General features: G+C 65.0%; 27 protein-coding genes. 17 read left to right on the forward strand and 10 right to left on the reverse strand.

Annotated elements, in window-relative coordinates; translation table 11 throughout:
* Positions 1 to 16: 16 nt before the first annotated feature.
* From ABZO33_RS11870 to ABZO33_RS11890, 5 genes are all read left to right on the forward strand, one after another.
* Entirely contained in the window at positions 17 to 382 is a 366-nt protein-coding gene (locus ABZO33_RS11870) for a 5-carboxymethyl-2-hydroxymuconate Delta-isomerase (protein ID WP_414536170.1), read from the forward strand.
* A 164-nt stretch (positions 383 to 546) separates the two neighbouring features.
* Positions 547 to 2,184, forward strand: a complete 1,638-nt coding sequence (locus ABZO33_RS11875) for a phosphoethanolamine transferase (RefSeq protein ID WP_414536171.1) — start codon at positions 547 to 549, stop codon at positions 2,182 to 2,184.
* Positions 2,185 to 2,284: 100 nt separating this feature from the next.
* Positions 2,285 to 3,418, forward strand: a complete 1,134-nt coding sequence (rnd, locus tag ABZO33_RS11880) for a ribonuclease D (RefSeq protein WP_414536172.1) — start codon at positions 2,285 to 2,287, stop codon at positions 3,416 to 3,418.
* On the forward strand, positions 3,415 to 3,708 hold the full coding sequence (locus tag ABZO33_RS11885) for a YcgL domain-containing protein (protein WP_217868695.1): 294 nt from the start codon (positions 3,415 to 3,417) through the stop codon (positions 3,706 to 3,708). Before rnd ends, ABZO33_RS11885 begins: the two co-directional genes overlap by 4 nt.
* Before the next feature lie 75 nt (positions 3,709 to 3,783).
* A complete protein-coding gene (locus ABZO33_RS11890; RefSeq protein WP_414536173.1) occupies positions 3,784 to 4,716 on the forward strand; it encodes a D-2-hydroxyacid dehydrogenase in 933 nt (310 codons plus the stop codon).
* A 102-nt stretch (positions 4,717 to 4,818) separates the two neighbouring features.
* On the opposite strand, the gene ABZO33_RS11895 is transcribed toward ABZO33_RS11890, so the two are convergent.
* Positions 4,819 to 5,412 carry a nitroreductase family protein gene (locus ABZO33_RS11895; protein WP_414536174.1) on the reverse strand — a complete coding sequence of 198 codons (594 nt, stop codon included), beginning with the start codon at positions 5,410 to 5,412 and terminating at the stop codon, positions 4,819 to 4,821.
* Between the two features lie 146 nt (positions 5,413 to 5,558).
* Between ABZO33_RS11895 and ABZO33_RS11900 the strand changes: the two genes are divergently transcribed.
* On the forward strand, positions 5,559 to 6,008 hold the full coding sequence (locus ABZO33_RS11900) for a YcgN family cysteine cluster protein (protein ID WP_414536175.1): 450 nt from the start codon (positions 5,559 to 5,561) through the stop codon (positions 6,006 to 6,008).
* Between the two features lie 26 nt (positions 6,009 to 6,034).
* On the forward strand, positions 6,035 to 7,243 hold the full coding sequence (locus ABZO33_RS11905) for a hypothetical protein (RefSeq protein ID WP_414536176.1): 1,209 nt from the start codon (positions 6,035 to 6,037) through the stop codon (positions 7,241 to 7,243).
* A gap of 86 nt (positions 7,244 to 7,329) precedes the next feature.
* Here ABZO33_RS11905 and ABZO33_RS11910 read toward each other — a convergent pair whose 3' ends face one another.
* From ABZO33_RS11910 to ABZO33_RS11920, 3 genes are all read right to left on the reverse strand, one after another.
* Positions 7,330 to 7,647 carry a DUF2892 domain-containing protein gene (locus ABZO33_RS11910; protein ID WP_414536177.1) on the reverse strand — a complete coding sequence of 106 codons (318 nt, stop codon included), beginning with the start codon at positions 7,645 to 7,647 and terminating at the stop codon, positions 7,330 to 7,332.
* A 98-nt stretch (positions 7,648 to 7,745) separates the two neighbouring features.
* The gene (locus tag ABZO33_RS11915) at positions 7,746 to 8,216 is read right to left on the reverse strand and encodes an RNA methyltransferase (RefSeq protein ID WP_046856681.1); all 471 of its coding nucleotides are present in this window, start codon (positions 8,214 to 8,216) and stop codon (positions 7,746 to 7,748) included.
* Between the two features lie 73 nt (positions 8,217 to 8,289).
* Positions 8,290 to 8,655: a YajD family HNH nuclease gene (locus tag ABZO33_RS11920; RefSeq protein WP_414536178.1), complete on the reverse strand. Its 366-nt coding sequence runs from the start codon at positions 8,653 to 8,655 to the stop codon at positions 8,290 to 8,292.
* A 132-nt stretch (positions 8,656 to 8,787) separates the two neighbouring features.
* Between ABZO33_RS11920 and ABZO33_RS11925 the strand changes: the two genes are divergently transcribed.
* Positions 8,788 to 9,063, forward strand: coding sequence for a hypothetical protein (locus ABZO33_RS11925; protein ID WP_046856680.1), 276 nt, complete (start codon positions 8,788 to 8,790; stop codon positions 9,061 to 9,063).
* On the opposite strand, the gene ABZO33_RS11930 is transcribed toward ABZO33_RS11925, so the two are convergent.
* Together ABZO33_RS11930 and ABZO33_RS11935 are read right to left on the reverse strand one after the other, a co-directional pair.
* Positions 9,060 to 9,533 carry a cyclic nucleotide-binding domain-containing protein gene (locus tag ABZO33_RS11930; RefSeq protein ID WP_414536179.1) on the reverse strand — a complete coding sequence of 158 codons (474 nt, stop codon included), beginning with the start codon at positions 9,531 to 9,533 and terminating at the stop codon, positions 9,060 to 9,062. The genes ABZO33_RS11925 and ABZO33_RS11930 overlap by 4 nt on opposite strands.
* An 85-nt stretch (positions 9,534 to 9,618) precedes the next feature.
* Entirely contained in the window at positions 9,619 to 11,661 is a 2,043-nt protein-coding gene (locus ABZO33_RS11935; protein ID WP_414536180.1) for a S9 family peptidase, read from the reverse strand.
* Between the two features lie 185 nt (positions 11,662 to 11,846).
* Here ABZO33_RS11935 and ABZO33_RS11940 point away from each other — a divergent pair, with 185 nt between their 5' ends.
* The 3 genes from ABZO33_RS11940 to ABZO33_RS11950 are packed head-to-tail and all read left to right on the forward strand — an operon-like array spanning position 11,847 to position 13,677.
* Positions 11,847 to 12,356, forward strand: coding sequence for an MFS transporter (locus tag ABZO33_RS11940; RefSeq protein WP_414536181.1), 510 nt, complete (start codon positions 11,847 to 11,849; stop codon positions 12,354 to 12,356).
* A 16-nt stretch (positions 12,357 to 12,372) separates the two neighbouring features.
* A complete protein-coding gene (locus ABZO33_RS11945) occupies positions 12,373 to 13,146 on the forward strand; it encodes a class II glutamine amidotransferase (protein ID WP_414536182.1) in 774 nt (257 codons plus the stop codon).
* Between the two features lie 9 nt (positions 13,147 to 13,155).
* Positions 13,156 to 13,677: a DUF2937 family protein gene (locus ABZO33_RS11950; RefSeq protein ID WP_414536183.1), complete on the forward strand. Its 522-nt coding sequence runs from the start codon at positions 13,156 to 13,158 to the stop codon at positions 13,675 to 13,677.
* Positions 13,678 to 13,713: 36 nt separating this feature from the next.
* Here the strand turns inward: ABZO33_RS11950 and ABZO33_RS11955 are convergent, their stop codons facing one another.
* Positions 13,714 to 14,625, reverse strand: a complete 912-nt coding sequence (locus ABZO33_RS11955) for a LysR family transcriptional regulator (protein ID WP_414536184.1) — start codon at positions 14,623 to 14,625, stop codon at positions 13,714 to 13,716.
* Positions 14,626 to 14,754: 129 nt separating this feature from the next.
* Here ABZO33_RS11955 and ABZO33_RS11960 point away from each other — a divergent pair, with 129 nt between their 5' ends.
* Genes ABZO33_RS11960 through ABZO33_RS11975 form a run of 4 tightly spaced genes read left to right on the forward strand, consistent with a single transcriptional unit; the run spans position 14,755 to position 18,458 of the window.
* Positions 14,755 to 16,041 carry an MFS transporter gene (locus ABZO33_RS11960; protein ID WP_414536185.1) on the forward strand — a complete coding sequence of 429 codons (1,287 nt, stop codon included), beginning with the start codon at positions 14,755 to 14,757 and terminating at the stop codon, positions 16,039 to 16,041.
* Positions 16,042 to 16,051: 10 nt separating this feature from the next.
* Complete coding sequence (locus ABZO33_RS11965) at positions 16,052 to 16,831, forward strand: 5-oxoprolinase subunit PxpA (RefSeq protein WP_414536186.1); 780 nt, start codon at positions 16,052 to 16,054, stop codon at positions 16,829 to 16,831.
* The gene (gene pxpB, locus ABZO33_RS11970; RefSeq protein WP_414536187.1) at positions 16,828 to 17,523 is read left to right on the forward strand and encodes a 5-oxoprolinase subunit PxpB; all 696 of its coding nucleotides are present in this window, start codon (positions 16,828 to 16,830) and stop codon (positions 17,521 to 17,523) included. Before ABZO33_RS11965 ends, pxpB begins: the two co-directional genes overlap by 4 nt.
* Positions 17,520 to 18,458, forward strand: coding sequence for a biotin-dependent carboxyltransferase family protein (locus ABZO33_RS11975; RefSeq protein ID WP_414536188.1), 939 nt, complete (start codon positions 17,520 to 17,522; stop codon positions 18,456 to 18,458). Before pxpB ends, ABZO33_RS11975 begins: the two co-directional genes overlap by 4 nt.
* Before the next feature lie 108 nt (positions 18,459 to 18,566).
* Here ABZO33_RS11975 and ABZO33_RS11980 read toward each other — a convergent pair whose 3' ends face one another.
* The 3 genes from ABZO33_RS11980 to ABZO33_RS11990 all read right to left on the reverse strand — a co-directional run bounded on the left by ABZO33_RS11980 (position 18,567) and on the right by ABZO33_RS11990 (position 21,869).
* Entirely contained in the window at positions 18,567 to 19,745 is a 1,179-nt protein-coding gene (locus ABZO33_RS11980; RefSeq protein ID WP_414536189.1) for a vWA domain-containing protein, read from the reverse strand.
* A 13-nt stretch (positions 19,746 to 19,758) separates the two neighbouring features.
* On the reverse strand, positions 19,759 to 20,604 hold the full coding sequence (locus ABZO33_RS11985) for an AAA family ATPase (RefSeq protein ID WP_023629931.1): 846 nt from the start codon (positions 20,602 to 20,604) through the stop codon (positions 19,759 to 19,761).
* Positions 20,605 to 20,795: 191 nt separating this feature from the next.
* A complete protein-coding gene (locus ABZO33_RS11990) occupies positions 20,796 to 21,869 on the reverse strand; it encodes a DUF748 domain-containing protein (RefSeq protein ID WP_414536190.1) in 1,074 nt (357 codons plus the stop codon).
* 134 nt (positions 21,870 to 22,003) lie between these two features.
* Between ABZO33_RS11990 and cysK the strand changes: the two genes are divergently transcribed.
* Positions 22,004 to 22,978 carry a cysteine synthase A gene (gene cysK, locus ABZO33_RS11995; protein WP_094010040.1) on the forward strand — a complete coding sequence of 325 codons (975 nt, stop codon included), beginning with the start codon at positions 22,004 to 22,006 and terminating at the stop codon, positions 22,976 to 22,978.
* Between the two features lie 155 nt (positions 22,979 to 23,133).
* Complete coding sequence (locus tag ABZO33_RS12000; RefSeq protein WP_046856670.1) at positions 23,134 to 24,069, forward strand: aspartyl/asparaginyl beta-hydroxylase domain-containing protein; 936 nt, start codon at positions 23,134 to 23,136, stop codon at positions 24,067 to 24,069.
* Positions 24,070 to 24,270: the final 201 nt, after the last annotated feature.

Here is a 24,270-nt window from a genome sequence, read left to right on the forward strand (position 1 = left end):
GAACGGAACCTGCGCCATGCCTCACCTGAACCTGGAATACAGCGACAACCTGCGCGACCTCAATGTCGATGTGCTGCTGTTGCGCCTGAACCACGCCCTGGTCGGCAGTGGCCAGTTCGCCGAAGAACTGGACATCAAGAGCCGCGCCCAGGCCTTTGCCCAGTACCGGGTGGGCACCGCACCGGGCGAGCGGGCCTTCGCCCATGTGCGCCTGGCGATCCTCAGCGGGCGCACGCCACAGGTGAAGCAGCAGTTGTCGAACAGCCTGCTCGAGGTGCTGCGCGAGGCGATCCCGGCCCGGCCTGGGCTGGACATCCAGCTGTGCGTGGAAGTCCTGGACATCGACCGCGAGCCGTACGCCAAACTTCGTCTGCCTGGCTGAATGGCAGCTGAATGAAAGTTGTTTAATTCATGAAAGACGCCGGCCCACCAATTGTTGGCGTCTTTTTCACAAAAAATTGATGCTAGGCTTTCTAGAGTTCGGCCAACTTTCCAACCTGCCCGTCCGGGCGTGTTGGCCGCTGATGAACTCTTGTTGCGAACGCCATGCTGAAACTCAAATCCCTGCGCACCGAATGGGTCACGTTGCTGGCCAGCCTGTACCTGTTGATCGGCTTCAATACCTTGCTTTGGGAGCACCTGGAGTCCATCGTGCCGCCGGGCATGGTGGGGCTATGGTTGAGCCTGGCGTTCGCCGTGCTGATGCTGTTTGCCTTCAATCTCTTCCTCACCTTGCTGGCGTTTCGTTATGTATTGAAACCGGTATTGATTGTGTTGTTCATCAGCGGCGCAAGTGTCGCTTACTTCATGAATCAATATGGCGTACTTATTGACGCCGGCATGTTCCGCAATGTCGCCGAAACCAATGTTGCGGAAGTACGCGACTTGCTTTCGCTGAAGTTCGCCGCCTATATCCTGCTGCTGGGTGTGCTGCCCTCGCTGCTGGTGTGGAAGGCCAGGATCGCCTATCGCCCTTGGCACCGCGAACTGCTGGGCAAGCTGGTGGTCAGCGGGGCCTGCGTCGCGGCCCTGGGCTCGGTGGCGCTGGTCAACTACCAGGGCTTGGCGTCGTTGTTTCGCAACCACCATGAACTGCGCCTGATGCTTACGCCGAGCAACATTGTGGGGGCCTCTATCGGTTATGTCAGCGAGCAAGTGGGCACGGCCACCCGGCCCTTCCAGCGCTATGGCGAGGATGCCCGTCGCGATGCGGCCTGGCAGCAGCACCAGCGCAAGTCGCTGACCGTGCTGGTGGTCGGCGAAAGTGCCCGGGCGGAAAACTTCGGCCTGCTCGGCTATGCCCGCGACACCAACCCGCAATTGAGCAAGGAGCAGGGCCTGCTGAGCTTTACCGACGTCCACTCCTGCGGCACCGAGACCGCCGTGTCGGTGCCCTGCATGTTTTCCGGCATGCCGCGCAAGGATTACGATGCCCGCGTGGCGAAGAACCGCGAAGGGCTGCTCGACATCCTCCAGCGCGCGGGGCTGGCGGTGCAGTGGCGCGACAACCAGTCCGGCTGCAAGGGCACCTGCGACCGGGTGCAATTTATCGACGTGAGCAACCTGCAGGACCCGAGCCTGTGCGCCAGCGGCGAGTGCCATGACGAGATCCTGCTGCAGGGCCTGGCCGAGTTGCTCGACAACCTCGACCAGGACACCGTGCTGGTGCTGCATCAGATGGGCAGCCATGGCCCGGAATACTTCAAGCGCTACCCGGCCGGCAGCGAACCCTTCACCCCGGTGTGCCGCAGCAACGCCCTGAACCAGTGCAGCCAGCAGGAAATCCTCAACGGCTACGACAACACCCTGGCCTACACCGACAAGGTGCTGGCGACCTTGATCGATACCTTGCGCAGCAGGCAGGACAAGGTCGACACCGCGATGATCTATCTTTCAGATCATGGCGAGTCGCTGGGCGAGTACAACCTGTTCCTGCATGGCACGCCGTACATGATCGCCCCGGAGCAGCAGAAGCACGTGCCGCTGCTGGCCTGGTTCTCCGACAGCTACCGCGAGGACTTCGGTGTGGACACCGAATGCCTGGGCAAGCTGCGCGATGCGCCGCTGTCGCAGGACAACCTGTTCCACTCGATGCTCGGCCTGTTGCAGGTACGCACCGAGGTCTACCAGCGTTCGCTGGACCTGTTTGCCGGCTGCCGACCTTGGCTGGCGGCCGATCGCTGAGCGTACCGACGATCAGCACCAAGGATGGCGTGGCTTGCGAGGTTTCACCCATTGCGCCCGCGCCGTATATACTGCGCGCCAATGTTAGTGGGAGAGCCTCGTGGCCATCGAAATTCACTGGATCCTTGACGACCAGACCCTGGCCCAGCACTGCCGAAGCTGGCGTGAGTTGCCCTTTGTGGCCCTCGACACCGAATTCATGCGGGTCGACACCTTCTATCCGAAAGCCGGGTTGATCCAGATCGGTGACGGCAAACGTGCCTTCCTCATCGACCCTTTGCTGATTCGCGACTGGCAGCCGCTGGCCGAGCTGCTCGAAGACAATGGCGTGGTCAAGGTGCTGCACGCCTGCAGCGAAGATCTGGAGGTCCTGCTGCGCCTGACCGGCAAGCTGCCACAGCCACTGTTCGACACCCAACTGGCCGCCGGCTACCTGAACATCGGTTTCTCCATGGGCTATTCGCGTCTGGTGCAGGACGTGCTGGGGCTCGAGCTGCCCAAGGGTGAGACCCGCTCCGATTGGCTGCAGCGCCCGCTCTCGGAAACCCAGGTCAGCTACGCCGCCGAAGACGCCGTGCACCTGGCCGAGCTGTTTACCGCCCTGCGCCCGCGGCTGTCGGACGACAAGTACGCCTGGGTGCTCGAGGACGGTGCCGAGCTGGTTGCCGCGCTGCGCCGTGAAGTCGAGCCCGAGACTCTCTACCGCGACGTCAAGCTGGCCTGGAAGCTCGGCCGCCAGCAATTGGCCGTGCTCCGCGAGCTGTGCGCCTGGCGTGAGCGTGAGGCCCGCAGCCGCGATGTGCCGCGCAATCGCATCCTCAAGGAACATTCGTTGTGGCCCATGGCCAAGAGCCAGCCGGACAGCCCGTCGGCGCTGGCGAAAATCGACGAAATGCACCCGCGCACCATCCGCCAGGACGGCGAGACGCTGATCCAGTTGATCAAGCGCGCCGCCAGCCTGCCGCAGGAGCAATGGCCCGCGCCGCTGCCCGAGCCGCTGCCGATCGAAGCTTCCGGTATCCTCAAGCGCCTGCGCGCCATTGGCCAAGCCGAAGGCGAGCGGCTGGGCATCGCCCCGGAACTGATGCTGCGCAAGAAAGCCCTCGAAGCGCTGCTCAAGAGCGGCTACCCCGATGGTCCCTACCAACTGCCCGACTCGCTGCGCGGCTGGCGTCGCGAGCGCATGGGCCAGGCCCTGCTGGACGACCTGGCCGGTGCCGGAGATTGCCGATGAAACGTATCTGCTCGATCTACAAGAGCCCCCGCAAGAACGAAATGTACCTGTATGTGCTCAAGGCCGAGGGCCTGGAGCGTGTGCCCGAGGGGCTGCTGCCTTTCTTCGGCACGCCCGTGCATGCCTTCGACCTGGTGCTCAGCCCCGAGCGCAAGCTGGCCCGCGAGGACATCGCCAAGGTGCTGGAGAACCTCGACAACCAGGGCTACCACTTGCAGATGCCGCCGCCGGACGACGACTACATCGAGCACCTGCCCGAAGAACTGCTGCGCCGCAACGACCCGGCCTGATCCGGGCGCGGTCTCCTCTCTGTCTGCGGCCCGCCTGGCGGGCCGCTTCCGTTGTTTGCCAAGGTTGTGTGTCACATGCGCGTTCTGATCGCTGAACAGGATCATGCCAACTATGCCCGCCTGTTGGGCGAGGTGGCGCCGGACCTGGAGGTCCTGACCAGTGGCGATTCCGCCGAACTGGCCCGTCTGGCCCCCGACTGCCCGGTATGGCTGGGCCAGCCCGACCTGCTGGCCAGCCTGTTGCGTCAGGGCCACAAGCCCCTGTGGATGCAATCGACCTGGGCCGGCATCACGCCGTTGCTCGCCGACGGCCTGCCGCGCGACTACCGCCTGACCCGGGCGGTGGGGATCTTTGGCCAGGTGATGGCCGAATACATGCTCACCTACATGCTTGGCCATGAGCGCGATGTGCTGTCGCGCCTGGTCAGCCAGGTCGAGCGGCGCTGGGATGATCGCCCGGGGCGGACCCTGGAAGGGCGGCGGGTGCTGATCGTCGGTACCGGTGATATCGGCCAGCAAGTCGCCGAGTTCCTCGAGCCCTTTGGTGTCATCTTGTACGGGGTTGCAAGCAGTGCCCGTGAGCAGGCGCCGTTCGTCGAGGTGGCTGGGCTCGACCAGTTGCCGCGCCTGGTCGGCGAGGCCGACTACGTGCTCAACCTGTTGCCCGACACACCGGCCACCCATGACCTGTACGATGCGGCGCTGTTCAAGTGCTTCCGCTCCAGTGCCTTGTTCATCAATGCCGGGCGAGGCGTGGCGGTGGTCGATGCCGACCTGGTCGAGGCGCTCAAGCAGGGCCATCTGGCTGGCGCGGTGATCGATGTCTGCCGTCAGGAGCCGCTGCCCCAGCGCCACCCGTTCTGGACTGCCTGGGGGCTGCTGCTGACCGGGCACAGCTCGGCGCCGACCTCGCCGGCGGCGATGGTGCGGTTGTTCGTCGAGAATGTGCGGGCGTATGCGGCGGAACAGGCACTGCGGGGCGAGGTGGATTTCGCGCGGGGTTACTGAAAGAGGTTTGCCTGATGCGACCTGATCGCGGGGCAAGCCCGCTCCCACGGGCAACTGTCGTGCGTGGGAGCGGGCTTGCCCCGCGATGAGGCGATCACAACCTTAGAGGCTGAATTCACCCTCGGCCGCCAGCTCGCTCAACGGCCGGCGCGGGCTCGGCACTTCACGGGCCTGCAGGCCTTCGGCCAGAGTCGCCTTGTCGCCCAGCTTGCCGATTGCGACCATCGCGTGCAGTGCGTAGCCCTCGGGGATCTTCAGTTCGCGCCGGGCCAGGTCCTGATCGAAGCCGGCCATGCCGTGGGTGTGCCAGCCGCTGATGCTGGCCTGCAACGCCAGATGGCCCCAGGCCGAGCCGGTGTCGAAGGTGTGCCACAGGGCCGGCTTCTCTTCATCGGAGCCTGGCGCGGCGAAGGTGGTCTTGGAAATGATCAGCACCAGCGCCGAGGCATGCTGCGCCCAGCTGCGGTTGAACTCGTTGAGGATGCCCAGGTAGCGCTCCCAGCTCGGCGTGTCGCGGCGGGCATAGAGGAAGCGCCATGGCTGCGAATTGTAGGCCGACGGCGCCCAGCGCGCGGCCTCGAGGAAACTCAGCAAGGTTTCCTGGCTGATCGGCTCGTTGGTGAAGGCGCGGGGCGACCAGCGATTGATGAACTGCTCATTGATGGCGTAGTCGGCGATGCGTGGGGTGGCGCTCATGGGGTGCTCCTGCAAGGACTGGGACAAAGACCGCACGCTACTGCGTCCGACGAGCACTGACAAGCGGTCTGGCGTTGCCGTCGGACTGCCTCTAGACTGGCGCCGCCGCGCGCCGCGGATTGATGTTGACTGCAGGAACACGTGTGATGATCACCGATACCGCGCCCTTCTGGCGGCGCAAGACCCTCGACCAGCTTGATGCGCAAGAGTGGGAGTCGCTGTGCGACGGCTGCGGCCTGTGCTGCCTGCAGAAGCTCGAGGACGAAGAGGACAACAGCGTCTACTACACGAGCATCGCCTGCAAGCTGCTCGACCTGCAGACCTGCCAGTGCAGCGACTACCCCAATCGCTTCCGCTTCGTGCCTGATTGCATCCAGCTGACCCCGGGCAAGGCCGACCAGTTCAAGTGGCTGCCGCCCACCTGCGGTTATCGTCTGGTCAGCGAAGGCCAGGACTTGCCGTCGTGGCACCACCTGGTCTGCGGCGATCGCGGACAAGTGCATGAGCAACGCATTTCCCGGTCCGGGCGGATGCTCAGCGAGAACGACGTGGATGAAGACGACTGGGAAGACCACCTGATTTTTCGCGCGGGTTGAGCCGCGCGGCTACAAGGAGTTTCGCTATGCGTCGCCCGCTGTTGATGGTGCTTGGCCTGCTGCTCAGCACTCAGGCGCTGGCCAGGAAAGTCGACCTGGATTACCAGGTTCGCCTGTTGCCGCAGAGCGGCCAGGCCGAGGTGCGCCTGACCTTGGCCGACGGCAGCGTGGTACGCAGCCTGGACTTCGACCTGGGCAAGGCCGGCGTCTACAGCGACTTCCTTGCTGATGGCCAGTGGCAGCTGCAGAACGGGCGCGGTGTCTGGCACCCGGCACCAGGCAAGACCAGCCTCAGCTATCGCGTGCTGCTCGACCAGCAACCGAAGGGTGGTGTCCATGAAACCCGCATGACCGCGCACTGGGCGCTGTTCCGGGGCGATCAGTTGGTGCCGCCGGCGCGCCTCGACCAGCAGGACGGCACCGAGCTGGTGTCGCGCCTGGCTTTCGACCTGCCGGCCGGCTGGAAGAGTGTCGAAACCGCCTGGCCGCGCATCGGTCGGCAGAAATTCCGCATCGATGACGTGTCGCGCCTGTTCGACCGCCCCACCGGCTGGGTGCTCGCCGGCAACCTGGGCAGCCGCCGTGCGCGCCTTGGCGACACCGAAGTGACCGTGGCCGCGCCGCAAGGGCAGGGCATGCGCCGCATGGACACCTTGACCCTGCTGACCTTCGTCTGGCCGCAGTTGCAGGCGGTGTTTCCACGCAACCCGCCCAAGTTGCTGCTGGTCGGTGCCCGCGACGAAATGTGGCGTGGTGTGCTGCCAGGCAACAATTCCTTGTACTTGCACAGTGGTCGGCCGCTGATCAGCGAGAACGGCAATAGCCCGGTGTTGCGCGAACTGGTGCAATTGTTCGCCCAGATCAACGACCGCGATGGCAGCGACTGGCTCGGCGAGAGCCTGGCCGACTATTACGCCAGCGAGCTGCTGCGGCGTGCTGGCGGCATGAGCGACGACCGTTACGAGGCGTTGCAGGCGCGCTTGCACAAGCTTGGCGACAAAGTGAATCACCTCAAGGGTGCCAAGGCCAGCCCGGCCCAGGTGGCCCGCGGCGTGCTGCTGTTGCAGGCGCTGGATCGCGAGATCCGCCTGCACAACCACGACAAGCGCTCGTTGGACGATGTCGCCCGGGCGCTGATGCGCCTGTCGAGCGTCAGCACCGAGGAGTTCGTGCAGATCAGCGAGAACGTCCTGGGGCGGCAGTCCGAAGTATTGCAAAGCAAGGTATTGCGCTAGACGCAGGATCTATCGCGGGGGCAAGCCCGTTCCCACGCTCTGGCACCCATATGCCTACGTGGGAGCGGGCTTGCCCCGCGATGCTTTCAACCGCCGGTCACCGTCGCGGTACGGGTCGCCGCCTCGGCGCTGGCCTGCAGCGCCTTGAGCTCGGCAGCTCCTCGTTGTATGTCGCGATGCAGGCGCAGGTATTCGGCGCGATGCCGCAACCACCACGCCTTGGTCGAGCAATGCCCGCTCACGCCACGGGCCAGCGCCAGGCCGCCGACGGCAACCTGCAACATCCCCAGCAGGCCACCGTGGCGCAGCCCCTTGCTGATCATCAACGCGCCGCCGGCCAGTGAGCTGGCGCGCTCCAGGCCATGGACGTTGTGTTCGTGGTGGGGCGAATGGATATCGAGCATCGGGCAGTCTCCTCTGGTCGTTGATAACCAGCAGACTCCATGCTTAATGACTGCGTTCAGTGAAATTACCCAGGCGTTCGTCACGCCTGCGAGTCGACTTACTTGAACTTGGGCCCCGACCGCGTATTCAACCCCTTGGCCATACGGTCATACAGCACCACATTCACCGTCGCCGCCAGGTTCATGCAGCCCTGGGTCGGGATGTAGATGGTCTCTTCGCACCAACCGCGCACGTCTTCGCTCAGCGAGCCATCCTCCGGCCCGAAGATGTAGATCGCCCGGTCCGGGTGGGTGTATTCGGGCAGGGGGCGCGCACCGTCCACCAGCTCCACCGCCACCGGCGTGCAACCCAGGGGGATGATGCGCTGCAGGTCGTCGATGCCGATCAGCGGGATGTCGTAGTGCACGCGCTTGGTATCGGTGACGAAATCACGGGCGCGCTCATAGCGCTTGCCGGTGTAGAACACCGAATTGACCCCATAGCAGCCGGCCGCGCGCATCACCGAACCGACGTTCTCGGCGGATTTGGGGTTGAACAGGCCGATGCAGCTGTACCGTTTGTTCGCCACGTGTCGGGGCCCTTCGCAAAAAAAGAGCGCGATTATACGGGCTTGCCGACACGGCGGGGGCAGCAATCGACGGTCAGTCTTTTTTCAGCAGGCTGGCCAGCCCGGCGAACGGGTTGTGGGTGGCCACGGCGGTTTTCGGCGAGCTGAGCGAGCCTTCGCTGAAATACTGCTGGTCGGTGTAGCGTGAGTGCTCGTTGTCGTGGCAGTACAGGCACAGCAGCTCCCAGTTGGAGCCGTCCTGCGGGTTGTTGTCGTGGTTGTGGTCGCGGTGGTGCACGGTCAGTTCCGAAAGGCGTTTGCCGGAGAACTCGCGGGTGCAGCGGCCGCAGACATGCGGGTACATTTTCAGCGCCTTGTCGCGGTAGCCCATTTCCTTGTCGCGCTTGGCGTCGGCGAGGATACGGTCGAGGCGGGCGGTGGCGTCGGAGGTGGAACTCATGGTGTTACCTTTTTTCTAATCAGGGCAATGACGGTTATGTTCTTGAGTCTAGCGCGCCAGTCGGGCGGGCGGACAGGCAAAAATGCGCCATTGGGCATAGCCTGTAGGAAGGTTTCTGACAGGAGGCAGCAGATGTTGCATGCGATCCTCGCCGCATTGTTGCTTGGCGCAGTGCCGTTGGCCGACGCTGCAGGTCAGCAGCGGCCGCTCACGACCGTCCCGGGGGCACCGGGGACGCCGACGCCGACACCCTACCCACAGATCACCCCGAGCACGCCGCCCAAGGCCGGCGCCAATCGGCCCGGCGCGCCGCTGCTGCCGCCCATGCCGGTGCCGGGGCCGCCGAAGGACCAGCCGTTGCCGGGGTTGAGTCAGGACCCGCCGAAACCACCGCCCAAGCGTGATTAGATCTGCTGTGCCAAGCGCTGGCCATCCTGCATCCGCAGGCGCCGTGACAGCGCCACGGCCAGGGCGCGAATGATGCGGGCGGCGATGCGCGGCGCGTCGCTGAGCATCTTTTCCAGCGAGTCCTTGCCCAGGGTCAGCAGTTGGCAGTCGCTGGCGGCCACGCAGGTGGCCGAGCGGCGCTCGCCATCAAGCACGGCCATCTCGCCGAATGCGCGGCCTTTGCGCAGGGTAGCGATCTCTGTCTGGGCGCCATTGCCGTCGGTCTTGCGTACCGAGACCACGCCACGGTGGAGGATGCACATGAAGGTGCCGGCGTCGCCCTCGCTGAAAAGGGTCTGGCCTTCGCTCACCGCAGTGAGGCTGAAATAGCCGGCGGCGCTGACGAAATCGCTGGGCTGCAGGGTATCGAACAGACCGCAATCCATGAGCATGTCGCGGATTTCGGCGTTGAGGTGCTGGGTGTCGGGCATATGTTGTTCTTCTTCGCATGTCTGGAAAGCGCCGCGTTCGCACAATCAGTGGCCGTGGCGCTTGTGAGACAACGAAAATCGCGTTTTACGCCACGCCCAGCTCATTGAAGACGAACGCATACTCCAACGCCACGTCGCGCAGCCCCTGGTAGCGGCCGCTCATGCCGCCGTGGCCGGCGCCCATCTCGGTCTTGAGCAGCAGCAGGTTGGCGTCGGTCTTGCGCGTGCGCAGGCGCGCCACCCACTTGGCCGCCTCCCAGTACTGCACTCGGCTGTCGTTGTAGCCGGCGATCACCAGCATCGCCGGATAGGCCTGGGCCTTGACGTTCTCGTACGGCGCGTAGGCCTTGATCCGCTCATACACCTCGGGCTCTTGCGGGTTGCCCCATTCGTCGTACTCGGTGACGGTCAGCGGCAGCTCGGGGTCGAGCATGGTGTTGAGCACATCGACGAACGGCACTTCGGCGATGGCGCAACGGAACAGCTCGGGGCGCAGGTTGAGCACCGCGCCCATGAGCAGGCCGCCGGCACTGCCGCCACTGATGGCCAGGCGTTCGCGGCTGGTCACGCCTTCGGCGACCAGATGTTCGGCGCAGGCGATGAAGTCGTCGAAGCTGTTGTGCTTGTGTTCCTGCTTGCCGGCCCGGTACCAGGCCTCACCCAGCTCGCCGCCACCGCGCACATGGGCGATGGCGAAGGCCACGCCACGCTCCAGCAGGCTCAGGCGGGCATGGGAGAACCACGGGTCGAGGCTCTCGCCGTAGGCACCATAGCCGTAGAGGTAGAGCGGCACCGTCTTGCCTTCGTCGGCGCGACGGCGTACCAGGCTGATCGGTACCCGGGTGCCGTCCTTGGCCACCGCCCACAGGCGCTGGCTGATGTAGTCGTCGGCGTCGAACGCGCCCAGCACCGGGGTCTGCTTGAGCACCTGCTGGGCGCCTGTGGCCAGCTCCAGCTGACGCACCTGGGCCGGGCGGTTGAGGGCTTCGTAGCGCAGGCGGATACGCGTGCTGGCGAACTCCAGGCTGTCCTGCACGTAGAGGCTGTAGGCGGCGTCCGGCAGTTCGACGCGGTAGGCCGGCAGGCCTTGCGGGCGCACTTCGATGATCGGCAGGCCGCCTTCGCGCAGGCTCAGGGACAGCGCCGAGGCATTGAGGCTGACGCCTTCGAGCATGATGTCGTCGCGGTGCGGCACCAGCACCTGCCATTGCGCGCGGGCCGGCACGCTGTCTGCCGACGCATTGAACAGGGCGAAGTTGATACCGTCCTGGTTGCTGCGGATGAACCAGCGCCATTGACCGTCGAGCTGGCCATGATCGGGGAAGTACTCATGGCCTTCGACACGTGGCGCCAGGCAGGCGAAGTCGGCCTGTGGCGTGGCCGCATCGAGTACCCAGGCTTCGCTGGTGGTCTTGCTGTTGAGCAGCAGCACCAGATGGCGCTCGGAGCTGGTGCGATAGCAGTGCAGGAAGAAGCGTCCGTCGGGCTCCTCGAACACCGTGGTGGCGTCGGCCTCGCCCAGGGTGTGGCGGCGCAGGCGCCAGGGGCGGTGGGTGTCGTCCAGTTCGGCGAAGAACAGCGTCTGGCTGTCGTTGGCCCAGGTCATGCTGCCGTCGCAGTCGTCGAAGGGCAGGGCGCTCAGCACGCCGCTGGCCAAGTCCTTGACGTACAGGGTGTAGACCTCGTCGCCGCTGGTATCCAGGCTGTAGGCCAGCAGCCGATGGTCGGGGCTGATGCTGAAGGCACCGAGCGAGAGGAAACCGCCGTTCGCCAGCGCGTTGGGGTCGAGCAGCAGTTCCTCGCGGCTTTCATCGACCGTATTGCTGTCGTCGGCCGGGCGCGGGCAGCGGTAGTGGCGCGGGTACTCGTCGCCAGCGGTGGTGCGGGTGTAGTAGAGGTACGGGCCCCAGGGCGAGGGCAGCGACAGGTCGGTCTCGAGGATGCGGCCCTTGATCTCTTCGAACAGTTGCTCACGCAGCGGCGCCTGGCCGGCCAGGCAGGCTTCCTGGTAGGCGTTTTCCTCGGCCAGGTAGGCCAGCACCTCGGGGGTGTCGCGGTCCTGCAGCCAGGCGTAGGGATCGTTGCCGTCAGCTTGATGGGCGATAGGGGCGGGAAGGGTCAGGGGCATGGGTGATCTCATCGATTGTGGACCCCATCGCGGGGCAAGCCCGCTCCCACGCCTGATCGAGGTCTGGACGTGGGAGCGGGCTTGCCCCGCGAAGGGCCGCTGCAGGTCCCTTGCGGTGCGGGGGCAGCCTGCGCCGGTAAAAGTGTTTATCATAGGCGTCTCTTTGCCTGGCTTGCACCAACACCATGACCGAACACGACTATACGCTGGCCTGGGGCCTGTACGCCGTAGCCGCCCTGGGCTGCCTGCTGGTGGGTTTCAAGCTGACCGGCTGGATGTGGCGCTGGCTGCGCGAGCCGCTGCGGGTGATCATCGCCGTGCTGCTGTTCGCCCCGACCATCGTCGACCCGGTCAAGGAAAGCTTCGCCCCGGCCATCGCCATCACCGCGTTGGACCTCGCCTTCAAGGTCGGCAACAACGCCTGGCGCGCAGCCTCGGACCTTGCCATGTACGGGATGATCGCCTTTGCCCTGTACTTCGTCTTCGTGTTGATCCGCTGGCCGCTGGAAAAGCGCGCCCGCGAGCGCCGCGCCCAGCGTGAGGCCGCCGCCCAGCGCCAGGCCAAGGAAGAGGAGGCGGTCGTGGCCGATGCGTCCCTGGCCGCCAATCGTCACGACCGCTACCGCGACGATCCGCCATCGGCCCCCGTGCGCCGCTCCGGTCCCGGCCAGGGCCGCGTCGAACCCCGTCTGTAAGCCAGGAGCCGCGAACATGTGCGAACTGCTGGGCATGAGCGCCAACGTCCCCACCGATATCGTCTTCAGCTTCACCGGCCTGATGCAGCGCGGCGGGCGCACCGGCCCGCACCGCGATGGCTGGGGCATCGGTTTCTACGAAGGGCGCGGCCTGCGCCTGTTCCAGGACCCGGCGGCGAGCAGCGAGTCGGAAGTGGCCAACCTGGTGCAGCGCTACCCGATCAAGAGCGAAGTGGTCATCGGCCATATCCGCCAGGCCAACGTCGGCAAGGTCTGCCTGTCCAACACCCACCCGTTCGTGCGCGAGCTGTGGGGCCGCAACTGGTGCTTCGCGCACAACGGCCAGCTGGGTGACTTCGCCGGCCTGCGCACGTTCTACCGGCCGATCGGCGATACCGACAGCGAGGCCGCCTTCTGCGACCTGCTCAATCGTATCCGCGAGGCCTTCCCCGAGCCGGTGGAGGCCGAGCAGCTGCTGCCGGTGCTGGTCGAAGCCTGCGCCGAGTACCGCGGCAAGGGCGTGTTCAACTGCCTGCTCAGCGACGGCGACTGGCTGTTCTGCTTCTGCTCGACCAAACTGGTGCACATCACCCGCCGCGCACCGTTCGGCGCGGCGCGGCTGAAGGATGTCGACCTGATCGTCGACTTCCACACGCAAACCACCCCCAACGACGTGGTCACGGTGATCGCCACCGAGGCCCTGACCGAGAACGAGACCTGGAACCGCTACGAGCCGGGTCAATGGGCTTTGTGGCGCCACGGCGAGTGTGTCGCCCACGGCCAGAGCTAAGGAAGCTCCATGTTCAGAAGTTACCTGCGTTTGCTGTTGTTCACCTTCGGCCTGCTGGCCGGTCTCCAGGTGCCGGGGCTGGTCAAGGACTACAGCCAGCGCGTCGAGGCGCACCTGCTCGAATCGCGCCAGGCCCTGGACGGCTTCCGCCAGACCGCGCAGCGCTTCTTCAACGGTGACCTGCAGGCGCTGGTGCGGCATTACCGCGGCAGCGACGATCCGGTGTTCAACAGCGATGCCAACAGCATCGAAAGCCTGCTGATCCGCAACCAGGCGCTGGAGCATGAATGGCAGGCCCTGCAAGGCTCGTGGGTGAGCCGCACCTGGCATGTGCTGGTGCAGCCGGAGCCGACGCTGCGCGAAGAGACGCTCAAGGGCTACAGCTACCAGATCCTGCTGGTGCCCGAGGCGATCGGCTGGGGGATCGGCAGCGGGTTCGTACTGGCGTTCGTGGTCGAGAGCCTGTTGCTGGTGATTGGTTGGGTGGTCCTCGGTGGGCGGCGCAAGGTGGTGAAGGAAAGCTGGCGGTGATGCTGTTGCTGCCCTGATCGTTGGTAAATGCGACCTTCAGACCAACACAATCCGCTGCCCGCCCACGTCCCGCGCATAGCGCCCCAGCACTTGCCGGCACACGTCGACGATCTCGTCCACCAACGCCACGCCGGTCTGCCAGGCCACCACCAGCTCCAGGCTCGGTGGTGGCTGCAAGCCTTCCAGCAACACCAGCTCGCCCCGGCTCAGTTCGCCATCGACCAGCGCCGGTGGCAGCGCGCCAATGCCGAAACCGTCGCGCAGCAGGCGGGTGATCGCCGCCACCGAGTTCACGCAGTTCAGGCGTGGCGCCTCGGCCCCGGCTGCCTGCAACAGGCTGAGCACTTCCTGGTGCGGTCGTGAATTTTTCGAGAAGGTGACGATGCGTTCGCGGGCCAGCTCCGCCAGCGAGGCGTAGGTGCGGTGGTGCGGGGAGCCTGCCGCGACGATCCAGCCCATCGGGTAGCGCGCCAGGTCGTGGCTGCGGATCGACTGCTCGCGCAGCAGGTCGGTCTGCAGAATCACGTCGAGAAAGCCTTTCTGCAACTGCTCGCGCAGGTTCAGCGCGGTATCGGCCACCAGCTCAATCTCCACCTGGGGGTAGCGCTCGCCCAGCTCTGCCACCAGCGCACTCATCCAGGTATGGATGACCGTGTCCATCACCCCCAGGCGAATGCGCCCGGTCTTGGCCCGGTCGCTGTCCAGCGACTGCTTCATGGCCTTGGCGGTGTCGAGCATGCGTTCGGCATATTCCAGCACCTTGGCGCCCTCGGGTGTCAGGCTGACCCCGCGCGAATCGCGCAGCAGCAGTTTCACGCCCAGGTCGGCCTCCAGCGCGGCGATGCGGCTGGACACCGAGGCCTGGGTGGTGAACAGCTTCTCGGCGGTGAGGCGGAAGCTCCTGAGCCGGGCGACCCAGACGAAGGTTTCGAGGAAACGAAGGTTCATGATCAGTTTTTCTTGTTCCAGACCGGCGGTTTTTCTCGTTGGACGCAGGCGGCGCGGCCTTTGAACATGAAGCCCAGGCCGCGACGCCCGACGTCGCCCATAGAACAATACCAACAAGCCGAGGCAACCATGAACCCGACCGGCGTGCAGCAGCAGGCCCCCGCCCGAACCTCGAGCGGCCCTTTCGCCTGGTACCGCGACATCGACTCCCAGCAAAGACGCACCTTCTGGAGCTGCAAGATCGGCTACGGCCTGGACGGCATGGACACCCAGATGCTGAGCTTCGTCATCCCCACGCTGATCATGGTGTGGGGCATCAGCACCGCCGAAGCCGGGTTGATCCATACCAGCACGCTGATCGCCTCAGCTCTGGGTGGCTGGATTGCCGGCATCCTCTCCGACCGCATCGGGCGGGTGCGCACCCTGCAGTTGACGGTACTGTGGTTCGCCTTCTTCACCTTCCTCTGCGGCTTCGCCCAGAGCTACGAGCAATTGCTGATTGCTCGCACGCTGATGGGCTTCGGCTTCGGCGGCGAATGGACCGCTGGCGCGGTGCTGATCGGCGAGGTGATCCGTGCCCAGGACCGCGGCAAGGCGGTGGGCATGGTGCAGTCGGGCTGGGCCATCGGCTGGGGCCTGACCGCCATCCTCTATGCGCTGCTGTTCTCCTGGCTGCCGGCCGAGCAGGCCTGGCGCGCGCTGTTCCTGCTCGGGCTGCTGCCGGCGATCTTCGTGATCTTCGTGCGGCGCCTGGTCAAGGATCCGGAGGTCTACCGCGAGGCCAAGGCCGTCGAGACGGTCGCGGCGCCCTCACACTTCTACGAGATCTTCGCACCCGGCATGCTGTGGACCACGATCCGCGCCTCGTTGCTGACCACCGGCGCCCTGGGCGGCTACTACGCCATCACTTCGTGGCTGCCGACCTTCCTCAAGAACGAGCGCGGCCTGAGCGTGCTCGGCACCGGCGGCTACCTGGCGATGGTCATCGTCGGCTCCTACATCGGCTATGTGGTCAGTGCCTACCTCTGCGACCTGCTGGGGCGCCGGAAGAACTTCATCCTGTTCGCCGTGGGCTCGTTCGTCATCGTCCTGCTCTACACGCAGCTGCCGGTCAGCGACAACGTGATGCTGTGGCTGGGCTTCCCGCTGGGCTTCTTCGCTTCGGGCATCTTCAGCGGCATGGGTTCGTTCCTCACCGAGCTGTTCCCCACCCGTATCCGTGGCTCGGGGCAGGGCTTCTGCTACAACATCGGCAAGGTTGTCGCGGCCATGTTCCCGCTGCTGATCGGCCTGCTCGGCGAGAAAGTGCCGTTGGGCCTGGGGATTGGCGCCTTCGCCGCGGTGTCCTACGGTGTGGTGATCCTGGCCGCGCTGAGCCTGCCGGAAACCCGCGGCAAAGCGCTCCAGGCGCGCTAAGGTAGGCACCATGAACATTGATACGGAGGTCCGCCAGGTGAAACGCCTGCTACTCAATTGCGACATGGGCGAGAGCTTCGGCAACTGGCGCATGGGCCAGGACGCCAAGGTCATGCCGTTCATCGACTGCGCCAACATCGCCTGCGGCTACCACGCCGGCGACCCCGGCACCATGCGCCGCACCGTGGCCCTGGCCCTGGAGCACCGGGTGGCCATCGGCGCGCACCCGGCCTACCCGGACCTGGCAGGCTTCGGCCGCCGCTCCATGGCCTGCAGCAGCGACGAGATCCGCGACCTGCTGCACTACCAGATCGGCGCCCTGGACGGCATCTGCAAGGTACTCGGCGGCCGGGTGGCCTACGTCAAACCCCATGGCGCGCTGTACAACGACATGATGGCCAACCCGGCCATCCTGCGCACCGTGCTCGAGGCCGTGGCGGCATTCGACAGCGGCTTGCCGCTGATGCTCATGGCCACTGCCGACAACAGCGCCGCCCAGGCCCTGGGCGACGAGATCGGCGTGCCGTTGTGGTTCGAAGCCTTCGCCGACCGTGGCTACACCGCCAGCGGGCACCTGATGTCGCGGCGTCTGCCGGACGCGGTGCACCATGACCCGGCGCTGGTGGTCGAGCAGGCCTTGCGCCTGGCCAAGGGCGAGGCCCTGGTGGCCGACGATGGCAGCGAGGTGCGGTTGAACGCCAGCACTCTGTGCGTACATGGCGACAACGATGGTTCCGTGGCCGCGGTACGCCAGATCCGCCAGGCCTTGGATGCACTGGAGCAAGCATGACGCCACGTATCGAAGTGGTGGCCGTCGACAGCCTGATGGTGCGGCTGTTCGATGCCATCGATGAAGGCAACATGCCGTGGATCCTCGCCGCCAGCCAGCGCTTGCGGGAGGTTTTTGGCCAACAGTTGATCGACCTGGTGCCGTCCTACACCACGCTGATGGTGCAGTTCGATCTGGCGCCGGACGAGGCGCGCCGGCGCATCCTGCACGCACTGGAGGGCCTGCGGCCGGATGACGGAATGGCCGGGCGCAGGCACGAGATCCCGGTCTGGTACCACGCCAGCGTCGGCCCCGAGTTGCCGGTGCTGGCTGCGCGAAGCGGGCTGAGCGAAGCCGAAGTGATCGACGTGCACTGTGGCCGTGATTACCCGGTGTTCGCGTTGGGGTTCGCACCGGGTTTCGGCTTCATGGGGCTGGTCGACGAGCGCCTGGCCACACCGCGCCTGAGCACCCCGCGCAAGCGTGTGGCAGCGGGCAGTGTCGGCATTGCCGAACGCCAGACCGCCGCGTATCCGGCGGTGTCTCCGGGCGGCTGGAACCTGATAGGCCGCACGCCGGTGCGCCTGTTTGATCGTGAAAGGGACGGCTACAGCCTGCTGCAACCGGGCGACCGGGTACGTTTCGTGGCGGTCGGGCACGCCGAGTTCATCAACCTGGGCGGTGATGACAGCCCGCTGGAGGCCCAGGCATGAGCCAGTTGAGGATCGAGGCCAGCACCGCGCTGTGCCAATTGCAGGATGGTGGGCGCTTCGGCGTGCGGCATCTGGGGGTGACCCAGGGCGGCGCGCTGGATTGGGTGGCGATGCGCTGGGCCAACTGGCTGCTTGGCAATGCTCTGGATAGCGCCGTGGTGGAGATTGCGCTTGGCGGGTTCAGTGTGGTTGCCGAGGAAAATTGCATGTTGGCGTTGGCCGGGGCCGACCTGGATGCGCAGGTCGACGGGCAGGCCGTGGCGTCCTGGACCAGCTTCAACCTCGGCAAGGGCCAGCAGCTGACGCTGCGTCAGCCTCGCCAAGGGGTACGTGCTTATCTGGCGGTGCCGGGCGGGTTCGTCGGCGAGTCGGTACTGGGGAGTTGTGCCACGGTGGTTCGGGAAGAGCTGGGCGGGGTTGATGGCCAGGGCCGGGCGTTGGTGAAAGGGGGGCTGCTGCATGCTGCCGGAGCCATCGCGGGGCAAGTCGGGGCGCCGAACCGCCGCTCCCACGTGCCCGAAGCGTTGCGGCCGGTGTATGCGGACAAGCCTGTGCTGGACCTGGTGATGGGTGCGCAGATAGGCGATTTCAGCGGCACCAGCCTGTTCGAGGCGTTCAACCGTGACTGGGCGCTGGATAGCCGTGCCGACCGCATGGGTATTCGCCTGCTCGGGCCGCAACTGGTCTATCAGGGCGCACCGATGATCTCAGAAGGGATCCCGCTCGGTGCTGTGCAGGTGCCGCCGGACGGGCAGCCGATCGTCCTGCTCAATGACCGGCAGACCATTGGCGGTTATCCACGGCTGGGGGCGCTGACACCGTTGGCGCTGGCGCAATTGGCACAGTGCATGCCGGGAGCCACGGTAAGGTTCAGGGCGGTGGTGCAGGATGAGGCGTGGCGCGAGCAGCAGGCTTATCTAAGCCGTTGGGGATGAAGCTACCGGCCCTATCGCGGGGCAAGCCCGCTCCCACGCCACTCGCCCATTTGCAGGGCTGGCGTGGGAGCGGGCTTGACCCGCGATGTGGCCCGTTCGGTCAATAGATTATTTGGACAGGTAACGCATCCCGTCCTCCAACCCCTGCAAGGTCAGTGGATACATCTTGTCCTCGATCAGGTCCCGCACCAGATGGGTCGAGGCTGTATAGTCCCAGGCCTGCTTCGGATACGGGTTGATCCAGATGATCTTCCTGAACTTCTCCATGAAGCGCTGCATCCACACATACCCGGCCTCTTCGTTCCAGTGCTCGACGCTGCCGCCGGGCTGGGTGATCTCGTAGGGTGCCATGGCTGCGTCGCCGACGAAGATCACTTTGTAGTCGTCGCCGTACTTGTGCAGCAGGTCGAAGGTGGAGAAGCGCTCCGAGGTGCGGCGCAGGTTGTTCTTCCACACCGACTCGTAGACGAAGTTGTGGAAGTAGTAGTACTCCAGGTGCTTGAACTCGGTCTTGCAGGCCGAGAACAGTTCCTCGCAGACCTTGACGTGGGCATCCATCGAGCCGCCGATGTCGAACAGCAACAGCAGCTTCACCGTGTTGCGCCGTTCGGGGCGCATCTGGATGTTCAGCAGCCCCGCATCACGGGCGGTGTGGTCGATGGTGCCGTCGATGTCCAGTTCTTCGGCGGCGCCTTCGCGGGCGAACTTGCGCAGCCGGCGCAGGGCCAGCTTGATGTTGCGCGTGCCCAGCTCGACCTGGTCGTCGAGGTTCTTGTACTCGCGCTGGTCCCAGACCTTCACCGCCTTGCCCTGGCGCTTGCCGGCTTCGCCGACGCGAATGCCCTCGGGGTTGAAACCGCCCGAGCCGAACGGGCTGGTGCCACCGGTGCCGATCCATTTGTTGCCGCCGGCATGGCGTTCCTTCTGCTCCTCGAGGCGCTTCTTGAACTCCTCGATCAGCTTGTCCAGCCCGCCCAGGGACTGGATCTGCGCCCGTTCCTCGTCGGTGAGCGAGCGCTCGAACTCCTTGCGCAGCCACTCGTCGGGGATCAACGCCTCGATATGCCGGTCGAGGTTGTCCAGGCCCTTGAAGTAGGCGGCAAAGGCACGGTCGAACTTGTCGAAGTGCCGTTCGTCCTTCACCAGGATGGCGCGGGCCAGGTAGTAGAAGGCGTCCATGTCGGCGAACACCACACCTTTTTGCAAGGCATGGTGCAGGTCGAGCAACTCGCGCACCGACACCGGCACCTTGGCCGCGCGCATTTCATTGAACAGGTTGAGCAACATGGCCCGGCTCCCGTCAGCGGTTGCCGCGCCGGCTCATGAAGGCCAGGCGCTCGAGCAGCGTCACGTCCTGTTCGTTCTTCACCAGCGCCCCGGCCAGCGGTGGGATGGCCTTGGTCGGGTCGCGCTCGCGCAGTACCGCCTCGCCGATGTTGTCGGCCATCAGCAGCTTGAGCCAGTCGACCAGCTCGGAGGTGGAGGGCTTTTTCTTCAGGCCCGGCACCTTGCGCACGTCGAAGAACACGTCCAGCGCCTCGCTGACCAGCGACTGGCTGATGTTGGGGTAGTGCACGTCGACGATCTGCTGCAGGGTGGCGCGGTCGGGGAAGGCGATGTAGTGGAAGAAGCAGCGGCGCAGGAAGGCGTCAGGCAATTCCTTTTCGTTGTTGGAGGTGATGATGATGATCGGGCGCTGCTTGGCCTTGATGGTCTCGTCGATTTCGTAGACGTAGAACTCCATCTTGTCGAGTTCCTGCAACAGGTCGTTGGGGAACTCGATGTCGGCCTTGTCGATCTCGTCGATCAGCAGGATTACCCGCTCGTCAGCCTCGAAGGCTTCCCACAGCTTGCCTTTCTTCAGGTAGTTGCGCACATCGTGGACCTTGTCCACACCCAGCTGCGAATCGCGCAGGCGGCTGACCGCGTCGTATTCGTACAGGCCCTGGTGGGCCTTGGTGGTCGACTTGATGTGCCAGGTGATCAGGCGTGCGCCGAAGGAGGCGGCCAGTTGTTCGGCGAGCATGGTCTTGCCGGTGCCCGGCTCGCCCTTGACCAGCAACGGGCGCTCCAGGGTGATGGCCGCGTTGACCGCCAGCTTTAGGTCATCTGTGGCGACGTAGTCGCGGGTGCCTTCGAACTTCATGAACCGATCCTCTGGGGTAGCTGGCTGGCGTCATTGCGGGCAGACCCGCTCCCTGTGGGAGCCGGCTTGCCGGCGATAGGGCCGGCCCAGGCAATACATGTTTATTGATGTGCCAACGACTATAACGCCACGCCCGACGCGTGGAAACGCAGACCGGGTATTCAGTCCCTGAATGGTCCGTCACCCAAGGCTCAGTCGGATTGGGGCGCAGGCTGCTCGTAGCGTGCGTTGAACGCCTGGATGAAGCCGTTGCGCAGGATCTGCAGGAACGCCTCGAAGGCGCTGATGTCCTGCTGGTGCACGCTGCCGCTGAGTTCTACGCGGGTGGCGAACTGGTTCTTAGGCTGATTCTTGAGCACGGTCTCGGTGGCGCCCACGATGGCTTCCCAGATCGAGCGCAAGAAGCCCTTGTCCTGGTCTTCCACGTCCTGCTGCCAATTGAACACATCGACATCGCGCAACAGTGGCTTGATGTAGCCCTTGAGCCGGCCGTTCTCGGCCTCGGCCTCGATCACCACATCGCCATGCCCGGCATTGAAATCGAACTTGCCGTAGGCACTGGCGAAGTCGTTGAGCCGGCGCAGTTCGATGCCGGTGGCGCGCAGGCGGAACTGGAAGTCGTCGAAGTCGCTGAAGGGGTCGAAGGTCGCGCGGCTTTCCACCTTGGCATCGCCCAGCAGCAGCGCCGTTCCTTCGAAGCTGGCGTCGCGCCGGCCCTTTTCGTCGCGCACGTTGGTCAGGTTGCGAATGCTTGCGTCCAGCCGGGTGGCCTTGAGGTCCACCGGCGGTCTGGAGTTGAAATTGCGGAAGGTGAGGGTGCCTTGTTCGATGCGCACGTCGTTCAGGGTGATCGGCAGCAGTTTTTCCAGTTGCTGGCGCCAGTCCGTGCCCTGACCGGTCTGAGAGTTCTGTTTGTTGCCGCCGTCGACGAAATTGAGTTCGGGGCGTACGAAGGTCACTTCGGCCACCACGGCGCGGTCGTACCACAGCGAATGCCAGCTCACCGACAGGTCGATCAGCGGTGCTTCGAGCAGCGGCACCGGCACCTTGCCGCTGACCTTGACGATCTTCAGGCCGTTGATCTGGTAGGCGCCACGCCACCACGCCAGGTCGACGTCGCGGACCTGGCCACGGTAGTCGCCCATGTCGGCCAGCTTGTCGTTCAGGTAGTCACGCACCAGGTAAGGCAAGGCCAGGTGCAGGGCCACCAGCAGTGCGACCAGGCTGGCGAAGCCGACCAGTGGCCAGCGGTAGCGCGCTTTCATCGGGTTTCTCCACGGGAGCATGTGCGGTTGACCGCAGGCCGTTTCGTCGAGTTCGAACGGGCTTTACGCTCACCGATTGCAGGCTTACCCTCAGGGTTTTCCCTGCACTTTTTTCCTGTTCAAGGACCGCCGCCATGAGCCGTATCTACGCCGACAACGCCCATTCCATCGGCAACACGCCGCTGGTGCAGATCAACCGCATCGCCCCGCGCGGGGTGACCATCCTGGCCAAGACCGAGGGGCGCAACCCTGGCTACTCGGTTAAGTGCCGGATCGGCGCGAGCATGATCTGGGACGCCGAGGACAGCGGTAAACTCAAGCCAGGCATGACCATCGTCGAGCCGACCTCGGGCAATACCGGCATCGGCCTGGCCTTCGTGGCCGCCGCCCGTGGCTACAAGCTGGTGCTGACCATGCCCGACTCGATGAGCCTGGAGCGGCGCAAGGTGCTCAAAGCGTTGGGCGCCGAGCTGGTGCTGACCGACAAGGCCAAGGGCATGAAGGGCGCCATCGAGAAGGCCAATGAGATTGTCGCTTCCGACCCTGCGCAGCACTTCCTGCCGGGCCAGTTCGACAACCCGGCCAACCCGGCCATCCACGAGAAGACCACCGGCCCGGAAATCTGGAACGACACCGATGGCGCGGTTGACGTGCTGGTGGCCGGGGTCGGCACCGGGGGCACCATCACCGGGGTGTCGCGCTACATCAAGCACACCCAGGGCAAGCCGATCCTGTCGGTGGCGGTGGAGCCGGTGAACTCGCCGCTGATCAGCCAGACCTTGGCCGGCGAGGAGCTCAAGCCCACCCCGCACAAGATCCAGGGCATCGGCGCCGGCTTTGTGCCGAAGAACCTCGACCTGTCGATCGTCGATCAGGTCGAGACGGTGACCGAGGAAGAGTCCAAGGCCATGGCCATCCGCCTGATGCAGGAGGAGGGCATCCTCTGCGGCATCTCTTGCGGCGCGGCGATGGCCGCGGCGGTGCGCCTGGCCGAGAAGCCGGAGATGCAGGGCAAGACCATCGTGGTGATCCTGCCGGACTCGGGTGAACGCTACCTGTCGAGCATGCTGTTCAGCGACCTGTTCACCGAGCAGGAAAACCAGCAGTAAGCGACACGCTGCAAGCTGCAAGCCCAGGCATGGCCGTATTGACACGGATCAGCTTGAGCTTGCCGCTTACAGCTTCTGGCTTGCAGCTGCCCCTGATGGGTTTATGATGTCCGGCTATCTGGGGATGGCCTGATTTCCCCTCCAAGGAGTGTTGCATGACCTTTTCCTTCGTCGCCAAGGCCGGTGTCCTGCTGGTGTTCTTCGGCAGTGTGCTGTTCGTGCACCTGCGCGGCAAGGCACGCCTGCCGGTGCTGCGCCAGTTCGTCAACCATTCGGCGCTGTTCGCCCCCTACAACAGCCTGATGTACCTGTTCTCCGGCGTACCTTCCAAGCCGTACCTGGACCGCCAGCGCTTCCCCGAGCTGGATGTGCTCAAGGACAACTGGGAAGTGATCCGCGAAGAGGCCATGCGTCTGTTCGACGAGGGTTACATCCGCGCGGCGGAAAAAGACAACGACGCCGGCTTCGGTTCGTTCTTCAAGAAGGGTTGGAAGCGTTTCTACCTGAAGTGGTACGACAAACCGCTGCCTTCGGCCGAAGCGCTGTGCCCGAAGACCGTCGAGCTGGTCAGCAGTATCCCCAACGTCAAGGGCGCGATGTTCGCCCTGTTGCCCGGCGGCAGCCACCTGAACCCGCACCGCGACCCGTTCGCCGGCTCCCTGCGCTACCACCTGGGCCTGTCCACGCCGAACTCCGACAACTGCCGCATCTACGTTGATGGCCAGCCCTACGCTTGGCGCGACGGCGAGGACGTGATGTTCGACGAGACCTTCGTGCACTGGGTCAAGAACGAGACCGAGGTCACCCGCGTGATCCTGTTCTGCGACGTCGAGCGCCCGCTCAACAGCCCGCTGATGACCCGCATCAACCGCAAGGTCAGTGCTTTCCTCGGCCGCGCCACCGCGCCGCAGAACACCGATGACGAGCGTGTCGGCGGGATCAACCAGGCCTATGCCTGGAGCAAGCGCTTCAGCAATGTCATCAGCACCCGGGTCAAGCAGTTCAAGCGTGCCAACCCCAAGGCCTACCGCGTGCTGCGGCCGGTGCTGGCGGTTGTCGTCGCCTACGCCCTGTACCACTGGTTGTTCTGATCCGCTTGAGCAGGCCTGTTTCGCACCTTGTGCAAGCAGGCTTGCCCCAGGATGATTCCCCCGCTATATTCCGAAACACTCTCTTCCCCGAAGACCTGTTCATGCCCGCCATCCCTTCCACCATCGCTTACGTTCTCGCGCCTGTCGCGGGCGTGGTCGTGCGTGGCAGCCAGCAGCCGGCCATGATCAGTCACTATCCAC

The organism is Pseudomonas sp. CAM1A, from assembly GCF_047501685.1.
In the GTDB taxonomy this organism is placed as follows: domain Bacteria; phylum Pseudomonadota; class Gammaproteobacteria; order Pseudomonadales; family Pseudomonadaceae; genus Aquipseudomonas.